This is a genomic window from Pseudomonas sp. HS6, assembly GCF_023375815.1.
Classification (GTDB): domain Bacteria; phylum Pseudomonadota; class Gammaproteobacteria; order Pseudomonadales; family Pseudomonadaceae; genus Aquipseudomonas.
Map to the genome: position 1 here is coordinate 6456764 of NZ_CP067412.1, position 23326 is coordinate 6480089.

Annotated in this window: 8 protein-coding genes and 1 pseudogene; all 9 read left to right on the plus strand. The window is 61.3% G+C overall.

Going from position 1 to position 23326, the window contains the following annotated elements; translation table 11 throughout:
• Nucleotides 1–7: 7 nt before the first annotated feature.
• The 9 genes and pseudogenes from flgG to JJN09_RS29280 all read left to right on the plus strand — a co-directional run bounded on the left by flgG (nucleotide 8) and on the right by JJN09_RS29280 (nucleotide 23241).
• The gene (flgG, locus tag JJN09_RS29245; protein WP_096822210.1) at nucleotides 8–793 is read left to right on the plus strand and encodes a flagellar basal-body rod protein FlgG; all 786 of its coding nucleotides are present in this window, start codon (nucleotides 8–10) and stop codon (nucleotides 791–793) included.
• A 53-nt stretch (nucleotides 794–846) separates the two neighbouring features.
• Entirely contained in the window at nucleotides 847–1542 is a 696-nt protein-coding gene (flgH, locus tag JJN09_RS29250) for a flagellar basal body L-ring protein FlgH (RefSeq protein WP_027613958.1), read from the plus strand.
• A 27-nt stretch (nucleotides 1543–1569) separates the two neighbouring features.
• Nucleotides 1570–2658, plus strand: coding sequence for a flagellar basal body P-ring protein FlgI (locus tag JJN09_RS29255; RefSeq protein ID WP_249490872.1), 1089 nt, complete (start codon nucleotides 1570–1572; stop codon nucleotides 2656–2658).
• A gap of 11 nt (nucleotides 2659–2669) precedes the next feature.
• Nucleotides 2670–3962, plus strand: coding sequence for a flagellar assembly peptidoglycan hydrolase FlgJ (gene flgJ, locus JJN09_RS29260; RefSeq protein WP_249484885.1), 1293 nt, complete (start codon nucleotides 2670–2672; stop codon nucleotides 3960–3962).
• A 21-nt stretch (nucleotides 3963–3983) separates the two neighbouring features.
• Entirely contained in the window at nucleotides 3984–6029 is a 2046-nt protein-coding gene (gene flgK, locus JJN09_RS29265) for a flagellar hook-associated protein FlgK (RefSeq protein ID WP_249484886.1), read from the plus strand.
• A 13-nt stretch (nucleotides 6030–6042) separates the two neighbouring features.
• Nucleotides 6043–7611, plus strand: coding sequence for a flagellar hook-associated protein 3 (locus JJN09_RS29270; RefSeq protein WP_249484887.1), 1569 nt, complete (start codon nucleotides 6043–6045; stop codon nucleotides 7609–7611).
• Between the two features lie 116 nt (nucleotides 7612–7727).
• Nucleotides 7728–11330, plus strand: coding sequence for a glycosyltransferase (locus JJN09_RS29275; protein ID WP_249484888.1), 3603 nt, complete (start codon nucleotides 7728–7730; stop codon nucleotides 11328–11330).
• Nucleotides 11331–11559: 229 nt separating this feature from the next.
• A pseudogene (locus JJN09_RS29700) lies at nucleotides 11560–12132 on the plus strand (calcium-binding protein); the annotation flags it as partial.
• Between the two features lie 186 nt (nucleotides 12133–12318).
• Entirely contained in the window at nucleotides 12319–23241 is a 10923-nt protein-coding gene (locus JJN09_RS29280) for an immunoglobulin-like domain-containing protein (protein WP_302852071.1), read from the plus strand.
• Nucleotides 23242–23326 lie beyond the last annotated feature (85 nt).

The window sequence follows — 23326 nt, forward strand, 5'->3', positions numbered from 1 at the left end:
GAATCGAATGCTTCCGGCTCTATGGGTTGCCAAAACAGGTCTGTCCGCCCAGGACACCAACCTGACCACCATTTCCAACAACCTGGCGAACGTGTCGACCACGGGTTTCAAACGTGACCGCGCCGAGTTTCAGGACCTGCTGTATCAGATCAAGCGTCAGCCAGGCGCCCAGTCGACCCAGGACAGCGAGCTGCCGTCGGGTCTGCAAGTGGGTACCGGTGTGCGCATCGTCGGCACCCAGAAGAACTTCACCGCCGGTAGCCTGCAAACCACCGAGCAGCCGCTGGACATGGCCCTCGACGGCCGTGGTTTCTTCCAGATCCTGCAACCGGACGGCACCACGTCTTACACCCGTGACGGTACTTTCCACCTCGACTCCAATGGCCAGATCGTCAACGCCAGCGGCTTCGCTCTGGAACCGGCCATTGTCATTCCGAACAATGCCCAGACCTTCACTGTCGGCCGTGACGGCACCGTGTCGATCACCGTGGCCGGCAATGCTGCCTCGCAAGTGATCGGCAACCTGCAAACCGCCGACTTCATCAACCCGGCCGGTCTGCAAGCCGTGGGCAACAACCTGTTCCTGGAAACCGCCGCTTCCGGCGCGCCGCAAATCGGCACTCCGGGCCTGAACGGTTTCGGCACCACCCTGCAGAACACTCTGGAAACCTCCAACGTCAGCACCGTGGAAGAGATGGTCAACATGATCACCACTCAGCGCGCTTACGAGATGAACTCCAAGGTGATCTCCACCGCCGACCAGATGCTCTCGTTCGTAACGCAGAATCTGTAATCAAGTCTATGAGGCGGCCATGAGGCCGCCTGCAACACCGTGAGGTAAGGGTCATGAAACGCTTCGTATCTGTTCTGGCATTGGGTGGGGTGGTCTCGCTCGCGGGCTGCGTCGCTCCGACGCCCAAGCCCAATGACCCTTACTACGCCCCGGTGTTGCCGCGGACGCCGTTGCCGTCGGCCGCCAACAACGGCTCGATCTATCAGGCCGGTTTCGAGCAGAACCTGTACAGCGACCGCAAGGCGTTCCGGGTCGGTGACATTATCACCATCACCCTGAACGAGAAGACTCAGGCCAGCAAGAACGCCAACTCGCAAGTGGCCAAGAACAGCAAGACCGGCATCGGCCTGACTTCGCTTTTCGGCGGCAGTGGCACCACCAACAACCCGTTGGGCGGTAACGATCTGAGCCTGGACGTCGGCTACAGCGGCGACCGCGCGACCAAGGGTGACAGCAAGGCGGCCCAGGGCAACACCCTGACCGGCTCGATCACCGTGACCGTCGCCGACGTGTTGCCCAACGGCATCATCGCCGTGCGCGGCGAGAAGTGGATGACCCTCAACACCGGTGATGAACTGGTGCGGATCGCCGGCCTCGTACGCGCCGATGACATCGCCACCGACAACACCGTGTCGTCGACCCGGGTCGCCGATGCGCGCATCACCTACTCGGGCACCGGTTCGTTCGCCGATGCGAGTCAGCCAGGCTGGTTCGACCGTTTCTTCCTCAGCCCGCTGTTCCCTTTCTAGGTGGCTAAGTTGAATTTCAGAAGCCTCATGGTGGCCGCGTTTTTGTTGTCGGCGGCCTTCAATGCACAAGCCGAAAGGTTGAAGGACATCGCCAGCATCTCTGGCGTACGTTCCAACCAGTTGATCGGGTATGGCCTGGTGGTTGGGCTTAACGGCACCGGCGACCAGACGACGCAAACCCCGTTCACCCTGCAGACCTTCAATAACATGCTCTCGCAGTTCGGTATCAAGGTGCCGCCGGGATCGGGCAACGTGCAGTTGAAAAACGTTGCGGCCGTGTCGATCAGTGCCGATCTGCCGGCGTTCGCCAAACCGGGTCAGCAGGTCGACATCACCGTTTCGTCCATCGGTAACTCCAAGAGCCTGCGCGGCGGCACCCTGTTGCTGACCCCGCTCAAGGGTATCGACGGCAACGTCTACGCCATCGCTCAGGGCAACCTGGTGGTCGGCGGTTTCGACGCCGAAGGTCGTGACGGTTCGAAGATCACCGTCAACGTTCCGTCGGCCGGTCGCATCCCGGGCGGTGCGTCGGTGGAGCGTTCGGTGCCGAGCGGTTTCAACCAGGGCAACAGCCTGACGCTGAACCTCAACCGTTCCGACTTCACCACCGCCAAGCGCATCGTCGACAAGATCAACGACATGCTCGGCCCTGGCGTCGCCCAGGCCATCGACGGCGGTTCGATCCGCGTCACCGCGCCGCTCGATCCGAGCCAGCGTGTCGACTACCTGTCGATCCTGGAAAACCTCGAAGTCGACCCGGGTCAGGCGGTGGCGAAAGTCATCATCAACTCGCGTACCGGCACCATCGTCATCGGCCAGAACGTGAAGGTTTCGCCGGCCGCCGTGACCCACGGCAGCCTGACCGTGACCATTACCGAAGACCCGATCGTCAGCCAGCCGGGCCCGCTGTCCAATGGTCAGACGGCCGTTGTGCCGCGCTCGCGCGTGAATGCTCAGCAGGAAGCCAAACCGATGTTCAAGTTCGGCCCGGGCACCACCCTCGACGAAATCGTCCGTGCGGTGAACCAGGTCGGCGCAGCACCGGGTGACCTGATGGCCATTCTCGAAGCACTGAAACAGGCTGGCGCATTGCAAGCCGACCTGATCGTGATCTGAGGACGGCACTCATGGATATGCGCAAAAGCGGTCTCGTCAGCAGCAGCGATTCGGGTTCGTACTCCGACCTCAATCGTCTGAATCAGCTCAAGGTCGGCGACAAGAACAGCGATGGGAACATGCGCAAGGTGGCGCAGGAATTCGAATCGCTGTTCCTTGGTGAAATGCTCAAGTCGATGCGTTCGGCCACTGAAGCGCTGGGCCAGGACAATCCGCTCAACACGCCGGCAGCCAAGCAGTATCAGGAAATGTACGACCAGCAACTGGCGGTTTCCCTGTCCCGTGAGGGCGGTGGTATCGGGCTGGCCGACGTGCTGATGAAGCAGATGTCGAAGAACAAGCCGATGGCGCCGGGCGAGGCTGCGGCCGCGTCCGCCGCCAAGCAGCAAGAGGCTCTGGCCAAGGCTGCTGCAGTGCCCACGCCAATTGCCGCCGGCACCGTGGCCACCAACGGCCCGCTGTCGCGCCTCAATGGCGAACGTCCGTTGTGGGCTTCGCGTTCGGTGCATGCGCCGAATACCCAGCTGGCCCATCGCAATGACATGGAAATGATCAACCAGCGTCGTCTGGCGCTGCCGCCGAAACTGGCTGACCGCTTGCTTGCAGGCCTGGTGCCTTCGGCCACGCCGACGGCCGCCACTCAATTGCCACAACGTGCCACGACTACCGCTGCCACCGGTTCCGGCCCGCTGTACAACGGCGACTGGCTGGCCCGTGCCGAGGCCGATAAAGCCTCTGGCGGACAGATGCAGATTTACGGTCGCGCCATGGCACAGATTCCGCTGGCGCCGGCAAAGAAGGCGTTCAGCAACGCCGACGAATTCGTCAACACCATGCTGCCGATGGCCAAAGAGGCGGCGGCGCGCATTGGCGTCGATCCGCGTTATCTGGTGGCTCAGGCCGCACTGGAAACCGGTTATGGCAAATCGGTCATGCGCGCCCAGGACGGCACCAGCAGCCACAACCTGTTCGGCATCAAGGCCAGCAGCAACTGGCAGGGCGATTCGGCCCGGGCGATCACCAGCGAGTTCCGCAACGGGCAGATGGTCAAGGAGACGGCCGAGTTCCGTTCCTACGCCTCGTACAAGGACAGCTTCCACGATCTGGTGACTTTGCTGCAGAGCAATAATCGCTATCAAGATGTGCTGAAGTCGGCCGATAACCCAGAACAGTTTGTACGCGAGTTGCAAAAGGCCGGTTACGCAACCGACCCGAACTACGCAAGCAAGATTTCGCAGATTGCCAGGCAGATGAACGTAAATCAGAACTACGCTGCGGCCGGCGTTTCAACAACGCCTTTATAAACACAAGGTAAGGTTTGAATCATGAGTTTGCTCAATATCGGGATGTCGGGGTTGGCCGCGAGTTCGTCCTCTCTGGCTGTGACAGGTAACAACATTGCCAACGTCGACACCGCCGGTTATTCACGCCAGCAAACCGTGCAGGGCACCAAGTCCTCGCAGCAGTTCGGCAACGTCTTCATCGGCACGGGCACGACCCTGGCCGACGTGCGCCGGGTGTACAACTCTTACCTCGAAACACAGCTGCACACCGCCACGTCGCTCAACAGCGAAGCGGCCGCGTACGGTGCTCAGGCGACCGCGCTGGACGCCTCGCTGTCCGACACCAACACGGGCCTGACCGGTGTGCTGCAGAAATTCTTCACCTCGATGCAGGGTGTGGCGACCTCGGCGACCGACGACACCTCCCGTCAGTCGGTGCTGACCGGTGCGCAGGCGCTGACCAGCCGTTTCAACGCCCTGGCCAAACAGCTGAACGATCAGAACACCACGATCAACGGCAACCTGTCGGACATGACGTCCCAGGTGAACAAGCTGGCCACCTCGATTGCCAATCTGAACCAGAAGATCGGCGAGGTTTCCACCAGCGGCGGCCAGCCGAACGATCTGCTCGACAGTCGTAACGAAGCCGTGCGCCAGCTCTCTGAATTGACCGGGGCACAAGTCGTCGAGCGTGGCACCAGCTTCGACGTCTATCTCGGAACCGGCCAGCCGCTGGTTGTCGGCAACACCACCAACACCCTGAGCACCGTGCCGAGCAAGGATGACCCGACTCGTATGGGCATCCAGATGGACCGGGGTTCAAGCACCATCGACATCACCTCGGTGATGAGCGGTGGCGAAATCGGTGGTCTGCTGACGTATCGCAATGAAGTGCTCAACCCATCGCTCAACGAGTTGGGTCGTGTCGCGCTGGTCATCGCCGACCAGATGAATCGCCAGCAAGCCCAGGGCATCGACAAGAACGGTGACTTCGGCGCGGCCATTTTCAACGACATCAACAGTGCTGCACTGATCAGCCAGCGCAGCATTGCTTCTGCAAGCAACAGTGCAGGTTCGGGCAACCTGAATGTCACCATCAAGGACACTGGCAAGCTGACCACCAGCGATTACCAGGTGACCTTCACCAGCGCCACCAACTATTCGGTCAAGCGCTCCGACGGCACCGACTTGGGTTCGTTCAGCACCACGACCACGCCACCGCCAGTGATCGACGGCTTTACCCTGGCCCTCAACGGCGGCGCGATGAACGCCGGTGACACCTTCAAGGTGACCCCGACCCGTGACGCGGCCACGAACATTCAGACCGTGCTCACCGATCCGAAGAAAATCGCGGCGGCAGCACCGTTGACCGGCGTGGCCAGTGCCAATAACTCCGGCACCTACACCCAACCGACGCTGGTCGACACTCTCGACATCACCAACCCGGCCTCCCAGGCCGAGTTGCAGAACGCGCTCAAGTATTCGACGCCGGTCAAGCTGGTCATGGGTGCTGTCACCAGTGGCAGCCAGTCGTACAACATGGTCGACGCCAAGGGCTTCACCATCGGCACCGGCACCATCGTGCCGGGGCAGGCCAACACCCTGAACCTCAAGATCGGCATGGTCGATTCCACCGGTGCTCCGGTGATGGATACCTCGGTCACGCCGAACGTGCAGAAAACCTTCACCGTGCAGACCACCGTGGGCGCAACGCCGAAACCAGGCGAAACCTTCACGATCAACCTGACCGGCGCGGCCTCTGCGGACAACCGCAACGCGCAGGCGCTGGTTGGCTTGCAGACCAAACAGACCGTGGATACCGGCACGGCGAGCAAGGGCATCAGCTTGACTGACGCCTATAACAAGCTGGTGACCAATGTCGGTACCAAGGCTGCTCAGAGCAAGTCCGACAGCGCAGCTACTACGGTGATTCTGGATCAGGCGCAAGGCGCGCGCGATTCGCTGTCCCAGGTCAACCTGGACGAAGAAACCGGTAACCTGGTCAAGTATCAGCAGTACTACACCGCCTCTTCGCAAATCATCAAGGCTGCGCAGGAAACCTTCGCAACGCTGATCAACAGTCTTTAAGGAGCCGTAATTCATGCGCATTTCCACCGCCCAGTATTACGCGACACAAGCTGCTCAATATCAGCGCAACTACAGCAAGGCTGTTGCCACCGCGAATGAGGCGAGCAGCCTGCAGCGCATCAACACCGCCGCCGACGATCCGATCGGTGCTGGTCGTCTGCTCAAGTTGGGTCAGCAGGCCTCGATGCTCGAGCAGTATCAGGGCAACATCGATACCACCAAGAGTGCGCTGACCGTGCAGGAGTCCACACTGAGCTCCATCACCACGGCCTTGCAGCGTGCCAAGGAAATCGGTCTGGCTGCCAACAACGGTATCGCCACTGACGCAGACCGCAAGGCCTACGCCGACGAGTTGAGCCAGATCCAGCAGCAGGTGCTGGGCCTGATGAACTCCAAGGACGCCAACGGCAACTACCTGTTTTCCGGTTCCAAGACCGATACCGCGCCTTACTCGCAAAATACCGACGGTACTTACACCTACAATGGTGACCAGACCCAGATCAATCTGGGCATTGGCGACGGCCTTTCGGTGGCCACCAACACCACCGGTTGGGATGCATTCCAGCAGACCATCAACACCAGCCGCACCCAGACCACCATGACCGCTCCGGCTGTCGATGACGGACGTGTGGTGCTGTCCAGCGGTACGGTCGGCAACAGTGCCACCTATGACGCCAAGTTCGCGAGCGGTCAGCCGTACACGGTCAGCTTCGTTAGCAGCACCCAGATGAAAATCACCGATGCCCTGGGCAACGACGTGACGACTGAAGCCAGCCAGAACGGTGTGATCAGCAATAGCAACGGTGCCAACCAGGCCGTCAGCTTCCGTGGCGTTGATCTGAAGGTGAACCTCAACCTCAAGTCCGGCGACAACGCGGATGCGGTGATTGCCGGTCACAGCTTCCAGCTGTCGGTTACACCTGACTCGTTCACTACGGCGCGCAGCCCGGGCAACCCGTCGACCGCGGTCATCACCGGTTCGAACGTGACCAACCAGGCCGCCTACAACGGCGCCTTCCCGTCCGGCGGCGGCGCGGTCCTGAAGTTCACCAGCGCTACTGCGTTCGACCTCTACGCAGCGCCTGTAAACGCCGACAGCAAGCCGGTGTCGTCGGGCACGGTGGTTGGCGGTAACGCCACGGCGGCCGGTGTAACCTTCGCTCTCGGCGGCACGCCTGCGGCCGGTGACCAGTTCTCGATCCAGTCCAGCAATCATCAGACCCAGAACGTACTCGACACCCTGGGCCAGATGGTCACGGCGCTGAACGGGAAGATCGATGGTGATCCGGTGGCCAAGCAAAAATTCCAGGGTGCCATGGAGTCGGCACTGGGCAACATCGACAGCGCCTCCAACCAGATTGGCGCGGCGGTGACTTCGATCGGTGCTCGCGGACAGTCGCTGGATGACCAGACCACCACGAACCAGAGCCTGGTCCAGGCCAACACCATGACCCAGGGTTCAATCCGTGATTCGGATCCGGCGGAAGTGATGACGCGCCTGACCTTGCAGCAGACCATGCTGCAGGCTTCGCAACTGGCGTTCAGCAAGATCAGCCAGTTGGGCCTGTTCAACAAGATCTGATGTGGGCCGGGCGCGCAAGCGCCTGGTTGTCTTGATCGTTTTGTATCTATTGTCTTCTTTTGCGGTTTCGAAGGGCTCGCAGTTCCGGGCGGGTTCCCGCCGCTTGCGAGTCCGCCGTGAATTCACTTCCCCTTGTCAGCCTTGTCATTCCCGCCTTCAATCCACGCTTTTTCGAGCGGGCATTGCGCAGCGCCGTCAGTCAGGGTTATGGCAATCTCGAAATCATCGTGTGCGATGACAGCCGTGGTCATGAAATCGAGGCCATCGTCGGGCAGATGATCGAGCAGAGTGGGGGCGCCGTACGTTACGTGCGTAATCCGCATACCTTGGGCATGGTCGGCAATCTGCAAGCCTGCCTGGATCAGGCACAGGGCGAATTCATCAAGTTTTTGTGTGATGACGATCAGTTGTTCACCAGCTGTATCGAGCACCAGGCCGATGTGCTGGCCCAGCGTGACGAGGTCAACCTGGTGCTGGCCCAGCGTCTGTTCTGGGACGCCGATGACATGGTGTTGCCTTCGCGGCTGGAAAATACGCCACTGTCGCCAACCAGTGGTCTGTTCAAGGGTGTTGACCTGCTGGCGCTCTTCGAAACATTTCCGTCAAACATCCTCGGTGGTTTCAGCAGCGCCTTGTTCCGTCGCGCCGATATGGTCGAATTGCTGCCGGCCTTGACCCAGCCGGGCCACTGCTTTGTGGCGAGCCTCGACTTTGCACTGTTCGTGTGTTTGCTGCGTCGCGGCAATGCGGTTGTCTCCAACCATGTCTTGAGTGTCGAGCGCCTGTATCCGGATCGTCTGAGCGGCCAGCAAGCCATGAAGGATGCTCTGGGCGTCGAGCAGCAATGGCTGCTGCAAATGCTCAAGTCGCGCAGTGGCGAGTCGGCACCTGCAAAGGGGTGGGTGCGTCATGTGCCGATGCACAAGGCGGACGAATCACCGCGGGTCTGGGAAGAGCTGCCGCTGAGCCGAACGCTCGGCACCAAACAGAGTGCACAGATATGGCAGGTCGGCAGTAAAAGCCAGAGTTTTTCCGAGCTCTATTCGCAATGGCTGGAGTGCCGTGCGCTCAGCGACGTCCAGCGCAGATTGCTGCCGGACACGTTGACCGGCTGGCCGTCCACTCCGCGAATCGTGCCAGTCGTGATCGATGAGCAGGGCAGTCCTGCGCTTCTGGAGCGCACGCTGGAAAGTCTCGCTGCGCAGGACTACCCGCCCGAGCTGACACTGGTGCTTTCCAGTGATTGCTCGGAACCGGCACTGGCTGGGCGAGTGTTCCATTTGCCGTTGCAGGACGATTACCTGCAACAGATCAATCAGCTATTGCCGCAGCTGGAAGGCGCCGACTGGTTCTATCTGCTGCGCGCCGGTGATCGTCTGGTGGTCCCTGCATTGCTGATGATGGCCGAGCGCATCGCCTTCAACAGTGCCTTGCGCATTCTGTACAGCGATGAGGGCGGTTTGCGAGCAGGTGAGTCGGTGGGTCCGGCATTCAAGCCTGACTTCAACCTGGACCTGATGCGCACCTTTCCCTATGTCGGCCGCGCTCTGGCGTTCCAGCGCGAGACCTTTCTGGCACTCGGCGGTTTCGATTCGACGTTCAACGAGCTGGCGCCGCACGACATGCTGTGGCGGATGGTTGAAGATCAGGGCACTCAGGTGGTCGGGCATCTGGCCGAGATTGCCATCGAGTCGGGATTCGACCTGACCCAGTGGTTGTCTCTGCCTGCCGTGACGCAAAACAACTCTCGATTGCTGTCGACGCACCTTGATCGCCTGGGGATTTCCCACGACATCCGTCGCGGTAGCGTCGAACTGCTCAATCGAGTCGATTATCGGCATGCGAATCGGCCGTTGGTCTCGATCATCATTTCGACTCGCGACCACGTTGCGGCGTTGCAACGCTGTGTCGAGAGCCTGCTGGAAAAAACCGCGTACGGCGATTACGAGCTGTTGCTGGTCGACAATGGCAGCCAGACCACCGAGGCCCGTGTCTGGCTGGACGGTATGGCGCAACTGGGCAGCGAGCGGGTGCGGGTGCTGACGTACGCGCAGCAGGGTAACCTCGCCGCATTACGCAACTTTGCCGTCGGCCAGGCAAGGGGCGAATATGTGGTGCTACTCAACCCTTACACGATCATTACGCAGGGTGACTGGCTCGACGAGTTGCTCAATCACGCCCAGCGCCCGGAAGTCGGCATCGTCGGCGCCAAGCTCTTCAACCCCGATGGCTATGTTTTGCATGCGGGTCTGGTGCTCGGTTTGCAGGGGGCAGCCGGCCTGCCGTTTTATGGTCAGGCCATGCAGTCCCCCGGGTACATGTTCCGCTTGCAGGCTGTTCAGGATCTGAGTGCCGTGGGTGCCGACTGCCTGGTGGTGCGCAAATCGGTATTCGATGCGGTTGCTGGCATGGATGAGCAGAGCCTGCCGCGTACGCTGCATGAAGTGGACCTGGCGCTGCGCGTAGCCCGGCAGGGTTATCTTGTGGTGTGGACGCCTTATGCGGTGTTGGCGCTGGGCGCGCAGCCGGTTGAGGCGGTCAACGATGAAGAAGGGGTCTCGCATGACCAACAGGAAGAAACGTTCTTCAAGCGTTGGCTGCCGGACATTGCCCGTGACCCTGCTTATAACCCCAATCTTTCGTTTCACAAGCACACTGGCTCAAGCTTCACGCTTGAGCCGGGCCTGCGTACGGGTTGGAGTCCTTTCAGAAATAGCACCTTGCCGAAGATTCTCGGGTTGCCGATCAACGCATCCGCCATCGGTCACTATCGCGTCACTCAACCGCTGATCGAGCTCGAAGCGGCAGGCCGGGTGCAGGGGCATATTCGCTACAGCGTGAACCTGCCGCCGATTGTTGAAATCGAGCGTCTGGCGCCGGATGTGATCATTCTGCAAGGGCGTTATACCGAAGCACCGGTCAATGAAATGCCGGTGCTACGCAACTACTTCAATGCGCGGCGCATTTACGAACTGGATGACTACGTCATCGATGTTCCGCATCGCAACGCGCATATCCGCAACATGCCGGACAAGTATGAAATGGAGCGCGTCGTGCGCCGTGCGATCGGTATGTGCGACCGTGTTGTGGTCTCGACTCAGCCGTTGGCCAACGCGTTGTCGGACATGCATCACGACATCCGCGTCGTGCCGAACATGTTGGCGAAAGAATTCTGGAGCAACCTGCGCAGCCAGCGCCGGACCTCGAAAAAACCGCGCGTCGGCTGGGGCGGCGGCACCAGTCACCATGGTGATCTGGCGGTGATCGCCGATGTCGTGCGCGAACTGGCGAATGAAGTCGATTGGGTGTTTTTCGGCATGTGCCCGGATGATCTGCGTCCTTACATGCACGAGTTCCATGGTGTGATTCCCCTCGATGCGTACCCGGCGAAACTGGCCAGCCTCAATCTGGACCTGGCCCTGGCGCCGCTGGAATTCCACATCTTCAACGACTGCAAGAGCAACCTGCGTCTTCTGGAATACGGTGCTTGCGGTTACCCGGTGATTTGCACCGACACCGAGGCCTATCGCGGCTACCTGCCGTGCACCCGGATCAAGACCAACACCACGGACGAATGGCTGCAGGCAATCCGCATGCACCTGGCCGATCCGGATGCGAGCTACCGAATGGGTGACGAGTTGCGTGAGGTCGTACTGCGTGACTATGTACTGCGTGGCGATAACCTGCGTTACTGGGAGTATGGCTGGCTGGCGGATTGATCGATTCGCGCAGGCCTTCATAAAAAACAGGCGACTTTGCAGTCGCCTGTTTTTTTTTGCCTTTGAAATTCGTAACTGCATCAATCTTGATACATTTTTTTTGCCGGCCGCTTAAGCCGTGACGGGTTTGTGTCGATATCAACACAATCGTTGATCTGCAGTGATCGCTGCGATGTCGTTTGATCGCCCGCGACGAGTACCTATTTCACAACAAGGCAAGGAAGATGTAATGGCAGTTATAAATGGGACAAACGGCGCGGATACGCTGATCGGTACAAGCGGGGATGATGAGATCAATGGCCTGGCCGGCAATGATCTGATCATGGGTGGAGCTGGTGCGGACAAGATCGACGGCGGCGCAGGTATTGATACTGTGGACTATTCGGCGTCTGCCGCAGGCATCAACATCGATATTCGTTACACCGTGCCGGGGCGTCCGGGCATTGGTGGCGACTCGGAAGGCGATACCCTGTTCAACATCGAGAAGGTCATTGGTACCGCCTTCAACGATACGTTCAGCATCGATACCATCGGGGCGACCTTCGAAGGTGGCGCGGGCGATGATGTGTACATCCTCAACACCGGCAACGCGACGGTCATCGAACAGGCGGGCGGCGGCAATGACGAAGTGCGCACCAACTATGGCGTGCTGGGCCTGAGTGCCAACGTCGAGCGCCTGACTTACACCGGTACCGGCGCATTCGTCGGTTACGGCAACGCCAGCGACAACGTCATCACCGGCGGCATCGGCAACGACACCCTGTTCGGCGGCGCTGGCGCCGATCAGTTTATCGGCGGTGCCGGTTTCGACGTCGCGGGCTACACCGATAGCACTGTCGGCGTGACCATCAACCTGAAAACAGGTGTGCACAGTGGTATTGCCGCTGGTGACACCTACACCGACATCGAAGGCATCCTGGGTTCGAACTACAACGATACCTTCGTCGCCGACAGCCGGGCGATTGCCTTCGATGGCGGTGTGGGGAACATGGACACCGTGGACTACTCGACCTCGGCTGCCGGGATCAACGTCGACATCCGCTACAACACGCCAGGCCGGGCAGGCATCGGTGGTGACTCGGAAGGCGATACCCTGATCAACATCGAAAAGGTCATCGGTTCTGCGTTCAACGACACCTTCAGCATTGACACCCTGACCGCGACTTTCGAGGGCGGTGCGGGCGATGATGTTTACATCATCAACGGTGCTGGCGGCACAGTCATCGAACAGGTAGGCGGCGGTAATGACGAAGTGCGCACCAACTACGGTGTGCAGGGCCTGAATGCCAACGTCGAGCGCCTGACCTATACCGGTAACGGCGCATTCGTCGGTTACGGCAACGCCAGCGACAACGTCATCACCGGCGGCATCGGCAACGACACCCTGTTCGGTGGCGCTGGTGCTGACCAGTTTATCGGCGGTGCCGGTTTCGACGTTGCGGGCTACACCGACAGCACCGTTGGCGTCACCGTCAACCTGAAAACCGGCGTGCACAGCGGTATCGCCACCGGTGACACCTTCACCGGCATCGAAGGCATCCTGGGTTCGAACTACAACGATACCTTCGTCGCCGACAGCCGGGCGATTGCCTTCGATGGCGGCGTGGGCAACCTGGACACCGTGGACTACTCGACCTCGGCTGCCGGGATCAACGTCGACATCCGCTACAACGCGCCAGGCCGTGCAGGCATCGGTGGCGACTCGGAAGGCGATACCCTGTTCAACATCGAGAAAGTGATTGGTTCGGCCTTCAACGATACGTTCAGCATCGATACCATCTCGGCGACCTTCGAAGGCGGCGCGGGTGATGATGTGTACATCCTCAACACCGGCAGCGCGACGGTCATCGAACAGGTAGGCGGCGGCAATGACGAGGTGCGCACCAACTATGGCCAAATCAGCCTGAACGCCAACGTCGAGCGCCTGACCTACACCGGCACCGGCGCATTCATCGGTTACGGCAATGCCAGCGACAACATCATCACCGGCGGCATCGGCAACGACACCCTGTTTGGTGGCGACGGTGCCGACCAGTTCTTTGGCGGTGCGGGTACTAGCGTTCCGGCTCCAGCCGATGACGTCTACAAGGATGCCGGCAAAGTCGAGGCAACCATTTCGACCGCCACCGGTGGCAACTTCGAGAACCTGGTGCCGAGCACTGTTCCGGCCGTAACTCAGGTCACCGATACCATCGACACCACCACGGTGAAACTCACCGCGACCGAGTCGGCGGCTGAAGGTGGCACCGTCACTTACACCGCGACTGTGGGCGCGCCTGTGACTGGCTCGCCAGTGACCGTGACCCTGTCGAACGGTCAGTCCATCACCATCGAAGTCGGCAAAACCACCGGCACCGTGACCACCACCGCGCCAAACGATGCGCTGACCGGCCACGCGCCGTTGACCAACGCGATCACCGGCGTGACAGGTGGCAATTACGAGAACCTCGTAGCCGACAAGACTCCGGTTTCGACCACCGTGACCGACACCGTCGACACCACCAACCTGACCCTCAGCGCCACCAATTCGGTCGCCGAGGGTGGTTCGATCATCTACACCGCGACCTTGACCAACGCGGCTGGCTCGCCAGTTACCGTGACCTTGTCGAACGGCGCAGTGATCACCATCGAAGCGGGTAAAACCACTGGCACCGTGACCGTTGCGGCTCCGGCGGACGACGTCTACAAAGACGCCGGCAAAGTCGAGGCAACCATTTCGACGGCCACTGGCGGCAACTTCGAGAACCTGGTGCCAAGCACCGTTCCGGCTGTGACCCAGGTTACCGACACCATCGACACAACGACCGTGAAGCTGACCGCTTCCGAGACCGCGGCCGAGGGTGGCACCGTCACTTACACCGCGACCGTGGGCGCCCCAGTGACCGGTTCGCCAGTCACTGTGACCCTGTCCAACGGTCAGTCGATCACTATCGAAGTGGGTAAAACCACCGGCACCGTGACCACCACAGCGCCGAACGATGCACTGACCGGCCACGCGCCGCTGACCAACGCGATCACCGGCGTGACGGGCGGCAACTACGAAAACCTCGTTGCCGACAAAACGCCGGTCAGCACCACAGTGACTGACACCGTCGACACCACCAACCTGTCCCTGAGCGCCACCAATTCGGTCGCTGAGGGCGGTTCGATCACCTACACCGCGACCCTGACCAACGCGGCGGGCACTCCGGTGACCGTGACTCTGTCGAACGGCGCCGTGATCACCATCGAAGCCGGTAAAACCACTGGCACCGTGACCGTTCCTGCGCCGGCCGATGACGTCTACAAAGACGCCGGCACCGTTCAGGCAACCATCAGCAACGCAACCGGCGGCAACTTCGAAAACCTGGTGACCAGCAACACACCAGCCGTGACCAGCGTCACCGATACCATCGACACCACCACGGTCAAACTGACCGCGACCGAATCCGCTGCTGAAGGTGGCACCGTCACCTACACCGCGACTGTTGGCGCGCCGGTCACCGGTTCGCCTGTGACCGTGACCCTGTCAAACGGTCAGTCGATCACCATCGAAGTCGGCAAAACCACCGGCACCGTCACCACCACCGCACCGAACGATGCACTGACCGGCCACGCGCCGCTGACCAACGCGATCACTGGCGTGACCGGCGGCAATTACGAAAACCTCGTAGCTGACAAAACCCCGGTCAGCACTACCGTGACCGACACCGTCGACACCACTAATCTGACCCTGAGCGCTACGGGCTCCGTGGCCGAGGGCGGCTCGATTGTTTACACCGCGACCTTGACCAACCCCGCCGGTACTCCGGTCACCGTGACCCTGTCAAACGGCGCGGTGATCACCATCGAAGCCGGCAAGACCTCTGGCACCGTAAGCGTTCCTGCGCCTGCTGACGACGTCTACAAGGACGCGGGCAAAGTCGAAGCGACCATTTCGACCGCCACCGGTGGCAACTTCGAGAACCTGGTGCCAAGCACCGTTCCGGCTGTGACCCAGGTTACCGACACCATCGACACAACGACCGTGAAGCTGACCGCTTCCGAAACCGCTGCCGAGGGTGGTACCGTCACTTACACCGCGACGGTTGGGGCGCCAGTAACCGGTTCACCAGTCACTGTGACCCTGTCCAACGGTCAGTCGATCACCATCGAGGTGGGCAAAACCACCGGCACCGTGACCACCACCGCGCCAAACGATGCACTGACCGGCCACGCGCCGTTGACCAACGCGATCACCGGCGTGACGGGCGGCAACTACGAAAACCTCGTTGCCGACAAAACGCCGGTCAGCACCACAGTGACTGACACCGTCGACACCACCAACCTGACGCTGAGCGCAACCGGCTCCGTGGCCGAAGGCGGTTCGATCATCTACACCGCAACCCTGACCAACGCCGCCGGCTCACCAGTCACCGTGACCTTGTCGAACGGCGCTGTCATCACCATCGAAGCCGGTAAAACCACCGGCAACGTGACCGTTGCAGCGCCAGCCGATGACGTCTACAAAGACGCCGGCAACGTGCAGGCCACGATCAAGACCGCTACCGGCGGCAACTTCGAAAACCTGGTGACCAGCAACACACCAGCGGTGACCAACGTCACGGACACCATCGACACCACAAACGTCAAACTAACCGCCACCACTAGCGTGGCTGAAGGCGGCACGGTCACTTACACCGCCACTGTGGGCGCCCCGGTGACTGGCTCGCCAGTGACTGTGACCCTGTCGAACGGCCAGTCGATCACTATCGAAGTCGGCAAAACCACCGGCACCGTCACCACCACCGCGCCGAACGATGCGCTCAACGGCCATGCGCCGCTGACCAACGCGATCACCAACGTGTCCGGGGGCAACTACGAAAATCTGGTGGCCGACAAAACGCCGGTCAACACCACCGTGACCGATACTGTCGACACCACTAACCTGACGCTTAGCGCCACCAATTCGGTCGCCGAGGGCGGTTCGATTATCTACACCGCCACATTGACCAACGCTGCGGGCACCCCGGTGACCGTGACCTTGAGCAACGGCGCCGTGATCACCATCGACGCCGGTAAAACCACCGGCACCGTGACCGTTCCTGCGCCAGCCGACGACGTCTACAAGGACGCCGGCACCGTTCAGGCAACGATCAGCAACGCGACTGGCGGCAACTTTGAAAACCTGGTGACCAGCAACACACCAGCGGTGACCAACGTCACTGACACCATCGACACCACGAACGTGAAACTAACCGCCACCACCAGCGTGGCTGAAGGCGGCACGGTCACTTACACCGCGACCGTGGGCGCCCCGGTGACTGGCTCGCCGGTCACCGTGACCCTGTCGAACGGCCAGTCGATCACCATCGAAGTCGGCAAAACCACCGGCACCGTCACCACCACCGCGCCGAACGATGCGCTCAACGGCCATGCGCCGCTGACCAACGCGATCACCAACGTGTCCGGGGGCAACTACGAAAACCTGGTGGCCGACAAAACGCCGGTCAACACCACCGTGACCGATACTGTCGACACCACTAACCTGACGCTTAGCGCCACCAATTCGGTCGCCGAGGGTGGTTCGATCGTTTACACCGCAACGCTGACCAACGCTGCGGGCACTCCGGTGACTGTGACCTTGAGCAACGGCGCCGTGATCACCATCGAAGCCGGTAAAACCACTGGCACTGTGACCGTCGCGGCCCCGGCTGACGACGTTTACAAGGATGCGGGCACCGTTCAGGCAACGATCAGCAACGCGACTGGCGGCAACTTTGAAAACCTGGTGACCAGCAACACACCAGCGGTGACCAACGTCACTGACACCATCGACACCACGAACGTGAAACTGACCGCCACCACCAGCGTGGCTGAAGGCGGCACTGTCACTTACACCGCGACCGTGGGCGCCCCGGTGACTGGCTCGCCGGTCACCGTGACGCTGTCGAACGGCCAGTCGATCACTATCGAAGTGGGTAAAACCACCGGCACCGTGTCCACCACCGCACCGAACGACGTGTTGACCGGCCACGCGCCGCTGACCAACGCGATCACCAACGTGACCGGTGGCAACTACGAGAATCTGGTCGCCGACAAAACCCCGGTTTCGACCACGGTCACCGACACCATCGACACCACCAACCTGTCGCTCACTGCGACCGGCACCGTGGCTGAAGGTGGCCAGATCACCTACACCGCAACCCTGACCAACGCCGCCGGCACTCCGGTGACCGTGACGTTGAGCAATGGCGCCGTGATCACCATCGACGCCGGCAAAACCACGGGCACCGTGACCGTCGCCGCGCCAGCCGATGACGTCTACAAAGACGCCGGCAACGTGCAGGCCACGATCAAGTCCGCTACCGGTGGCAACTTCGAAAACCTGGTGACCAACACCACGCCAGCGGTGACCAGTGTCACCGATACCATCGACACCACCACCGTGAAGCTGACCGCGACTACGACGGCAGCAGAGGGTGGCACCGTCACCTACACCGCCACCGTGGGTGCTCCGGTAACCGGCTCGCCAGTGACCGTGACCCTGTCCAACGGCCAGTCGATCACCATCGAAGTCGGCAAGACCACCGGCACCGTGACCACCACCGCGCCGAACGACGTGCTGAATGGTCATGCGCCACTGACCAACGCGATCACCGGCGTGACCGGCGGCAACTACGAGAATCTGGTGGCCGACAAGACCCCGGTTTCGACCACGGTCACCGACACCGTCGACACCACCAACCTGTCCCTGAGCGCCACCAACTCGGTCGCCGAGGGCGGTTCGATCACCTACACCGCGACCCTGACCAACGCGGCGGGCACTCCGGTGACCGTGACTCTGTCGAACGGCGCCGTGATCACCATCGAAGCCGGCAAAACCACTGGCACCGTGACCGTTCCTGCGCCAGCCGATGACGTCTACAAAGACGCCGGCAACGTGCAGGCCACGATTACCAATGCCACGGGCGGCAACTTCGAGAACCTGGTGACCAGCACCACGCCAGCGGTGACCAGTGTCACCGACACCATCGACACGACGACCGTGAAGCTGACCGCGACCGCAACTGCGGCCGAGGGTGGCAACGTTGTCTACACCGCCACCGTCGGCGCGCCTGTAACGGGTTCGCCAGTCACCGTGACCCTGTCCAACGGCCAGTCGATCACCATCGAAGTCGGCAAGACCACCGGCACCGTGACCACCACCGCGCCTAATGACGCGTTGACCGGCCACGCACCACTGACCAACGCGATCACCAATGTTTCCGGCGGCAACTACGAGAACCTCGTGGCTGACAAGACACCGGTTTCGACCACCGTCACCGACACCATCGACACCACCAACCTGTCGCTCACCGCGACCGGCACCGTGGCCGAAGGCGGCTCGATCATCTACACCGCAACACTGACCAATGCCGCTGGCTCGCCAGTGACCGTGACCCTGAGCAACGGCGCCGTGATCACCATCGATGCCGGTAAAACCACTGGCACTGTGACCGTCGCCGCGCCAGCCGATGACGTCTACAAGGACGCCGGCAACGTGCAGGCCTCGATCACCAACGCCACCGGCGGCAACTTCGAGAACCTGGTGACCAGCACCACGCCAGCGGTGACCAGTGTCACCGATACCATCGACACCACCACCGTGAAATTGACCGCGACCACAACGGCGGCCGAAGGTGGCAACGTTGTCTACACTGCGACTGTCGGCGCACCAGTGACCGGCTCGCCAGTGACCGTGACCCTGTCCAACGGTCAGTCGATCACGATCGACATCGGCAAGACCACCGGCACCGTGACCACCACCGCGCCGAACGACGCGTTGACCGGCCATGCACCGCTGACCAACTCGATCACCAACGTTTCCGGCGGCAACTACGAAAACCTCGTGGCCGACAAAACGCCAGTTTCGACTACGGTCACCGACACCATCGACACCACCAACCTGTCGCTCTCCGCGACCGGCACCGTGGCCGAGGGTGGTTCGATCACCTACACCGCGACCCTCACCAACGCCGCTGGCTCGCCAGTGACCGTGACCCTGAGCAACGGTTCTGTGATCACCATCGAAGCGGGCAAGACCACCGGCACCGTGACCGTTCCTGCGCCAGCCGATGACGTCTACAAGGACGCCGGCAACGTGCAGGCCTCGATCACCAACGCCACCGGCGGCAACTTCGAGAACCTGGTGACCAGCAACACACCAGCGGTGACCAGCGTCACCGATACCATCGACACCACCACCGTCAGCATCACCGGCAGCACCTCGGTGACCGAAGGCCAGACCGCCAGCTACACCGTCAGCCTGACGCACCCGGCGCAAACCGATGTGACCCTGAAAATCGTCTACAGCGGTACCGCCGCCGACGGTTCGGACTTCACCGGCGTGTACACCGTGAAGATCCCGGCCGGTGCAAGCACCGCGACCTTCAACGTTGCGACCATCGACGACAAGATCACTGAAGGCACCGAAAACTTCGTGGTCAAGATCGACTCGGCCACCGGCGGCAACTTCGAGAACCTCGCCGTCAGCAGCACCAATGGCAGCGTCAGCACCTCGATCATCGACAACGATGCGCCACCGGTCATCGACCTCGACGCCAACAACTCCAGCGGCGCCACCGGGGCCGACTACAAGGTGACCTTCACCGAGAACACCCCGGGCGCGGGTGTGTCGATTGCCGACACCGATATCAAGATCACCGACCCGGACAGCACCATGCTGACTGGCGCCACCATCGTGCTGACCAACCGTCAGGACGGCGATGCGCTCAATCTGGGCAACAGCGTCAACGGCATCACCATCAATGCCAACAGCACCAATGGCACCATCACGCTGACCCTGTCCGGTAATGCGACGCTCGCCGACTACATGCAGGCGATCAAGAACATCAGTTTCACCAACAGCAGTGAAGATCCGAGCACCGTGCCGCGGATCATCACCGTGACCGTCACCGATGGCGGCAACTACTCCAACGTCGCCACCACCACCGTCAACGTAGTGGCCGTCAACGACGCGCCGGTCGCCGCACCGGTCAACGTCACCGGCACCGAAGACACCCCGCTGATCCTCGGCTGGTCGACCTTCGGCGTGACCGACGTGGACAGTCCGGCCTCAAGCCTGGGCGTGAAAATCACCCAGCTGCCGGGCGAAGGCAAACTGCAGTATCTGGACGGTTCGACCTGGAAAGACGTCGCCAACAACCAGACTTTCAGCAAAGCTGACATCGACGCCGGCAAGCTGCGCTTCCTGCCGGATGCCAACGAATCGGGTGTGAACGGTTACGGCGGCACCGGTCTGGGCAACAACCAGGCTGACTACGCACAAATCAAGTTCCAGCCAACCGACGGCCAGTTGCTGGGCAACACCGGCACCATCAAGATCGACATCACACCAGTGGCGGATGCACCGACCCTGTCGGTTGCCGACAACAGCGTGAAGTCCACCGGGTTGATCAAAGAAGTCTGGACCGGCCTGTCGGGCCTGGGCACCGACGGCAGTGGCGCGAACTCGACCACGCTGAAAAACGTGATCGACGGCGCCGGCACGCCGAACTCCAGCGGCACCGTGACCAACGTGCAGTCCGACGGCAGCGTGACCGCCGGCACCGCATCGAAGACTTCGGGCCTGATCTATCTGGAAGCCGGCAAGACCTACACCTTCACCGGTACTGGCGATGACAGCCTGCTGGTGACCATCGGCGGCAAGAGCGTGGCATCCACGACGTGGGGCGCGGGCGGCAACCTCAACGGTTCGTTCACTCCGACCACCAGCGGCTACTACACCCTGGACATCTACCACCACAACCAGAGCGGTCCGGGCAGCTACGACGTCAACCTGTCGGTCAACGGCAGCACGCCGATCGACCTGAGCAGCGCCGGCGTGCCGATCTACACCGGCGTGACCGACCTGGTGAACGCAGGCGTGACAGTGTCCGACCTGCACGGTACCAACGGCGAAGGCTATTACGACGGCTACAAACTCAACACCGGCGCCGAAGGCACCACCGTGAAACTGTCGTCGATCAGCACCGCGCTGACCGACACCGACGGTTCGGAAACCCTGAGCATCAAGATCAGCGGCGCACCGGTCGGTTCGGTCCTCAGCGACGGCGCAGGCCACAGCTTCACCGTGACCGCCACCAGCGGCGACGCCAATGTCACCGGCTGGAATCTCGGCACCCTGACCGTGACCCCGCCGACCTACTACAACGGCCAGTTCAACCTGACCGTGACCTCGACCTCCACCGAGGCCGTGGGCGGCTCGGCCAGCACCACCGCGACCATACCGGTCAGCGTGGTGCCGGCGGTCTACAACTCGATTGTTGCCACCTCGGCCGACGACACCGTCACCGGCACCGACGGCAACGACATCATCGTCGCCGACATCGGCGGCCTGACCGTGGTGCCGGGCACCAACTACAACATCGCGTTCATGGTCGACAGCTCCGGCAGCATGAGCACCTCGTCGATCAATGCCGCGAAGGACTCGCTGACGTCGGTGTTCAACACCCTCAAGCAGAGCATGGGCAACAACTCGGGTACGGTGAACATCTTCCTGGTGGACTTCGATACCCAGGTCAACAAGTCAGTGGCGGTGAACCTCAACGACCCGAACGCGCTGACCAAGCTCAAAGCCGTGCTCGACTCGATGACCTCCGGCGGCGGCACCAACTACGAAGACGTGTTCAAAGCCACGGCCAACTTCTTCCAGAGCACGGACGCGGTGGCCAACACCGGGGCGAAGAACCTCACGTACTTCATCACCGACGGCCAGCCGACCTACTACCAGAGCGGCGAACAGACCAACCCGACGCTGTACGGCAACGTGAAGCTCGATGACGTGGTGAAGACCAGCAACTACAAGCTGGGTGACAGCTTCAGCACCTACATCGACAGCACTCACTACCTGACCATCAGCACGGCGGGCGCTGTCGTGTTGCAGACGCTTAAAAACGGCAGCTGGAACTGGAGCAACGTAGGCACCATCCACGCCCAGGGCGACGGCACCTACGAGCTGTCGAGCCTGGCAGGTACCGGCAACAGCACCAACTCGGCCACCACCGACAATGCCAACAGTGCCTTTGCGCTGCTGGGCAACCTGTCCAACGTCGAAGCCATCGGTATCAACAGCGGCGTCAGCCTCAACGACCTGAAGCCGTACGACACCGATCACAACCCGCAGACCAACATCGATCCGAAGGATCTGGCCAACTCGATCATCGGCCACACCGAAGCGACGATGCCGGGCAATGACACGGTCAGCGGTGGCGACGGCAACGACATCCTGTTCGGCGATCTGGTGAGCTTCAACGGCATTGCCGGCGAGGGTTACCAGGCGATGCAGGCATTCGTCGCGCAGCAGACCGGCGTCGATGTCAGCAAAGTCACCACCAGCAACGTGCACCAGTTCATCACCGAGCACTATCAGTTGTTCGATGTGTCCGGTGCCCATGACGGCAACGACACGCTGCTGGGTGGCGCGGGCAATGACATCCTCTTCGGCTCGGGCGGCAACGACTTGCTCGATGGCGGCAAAGGCAATGACATCCTGCTCGGCGGCACCGGCAACGACACGCTGATCGGTGGCCAGGGCAACGACATCCTGATCGGTGGTTCCGGTGCCGACACCTTCGTCTGGAAAGCAGGCGACACCGGCAACGACGTGATCAAGGACTTCAAGGCCAGCGAAGGTGACCGCATCGACCTGCGCGATCTGTTGCAGGGCGAGACCGGCAGCACCATCGATAACTTCCTGAAGATCTCCACGGTCGACGGCGTGTCGTCGCTGCAAGTCAGCTCGGCGGGCAAGTTCAACTCCGCCGATGCAGCCGCAGCGACACCGGACGTGACGATCAAACTGGAAGGCAACAACTGGTCCACTGCCAACATTCACAACCTGATTGCCGGCAGCGATCCGACCATCAAGGTCGACCACAACAACAGCTGATGCGTGAACAAAACGGCCGCCCCAATGGGGCGGCCGTCACGTTTGCGCCCATCACCCCGGTGACGATTTCGTCGGCGCACCGCAT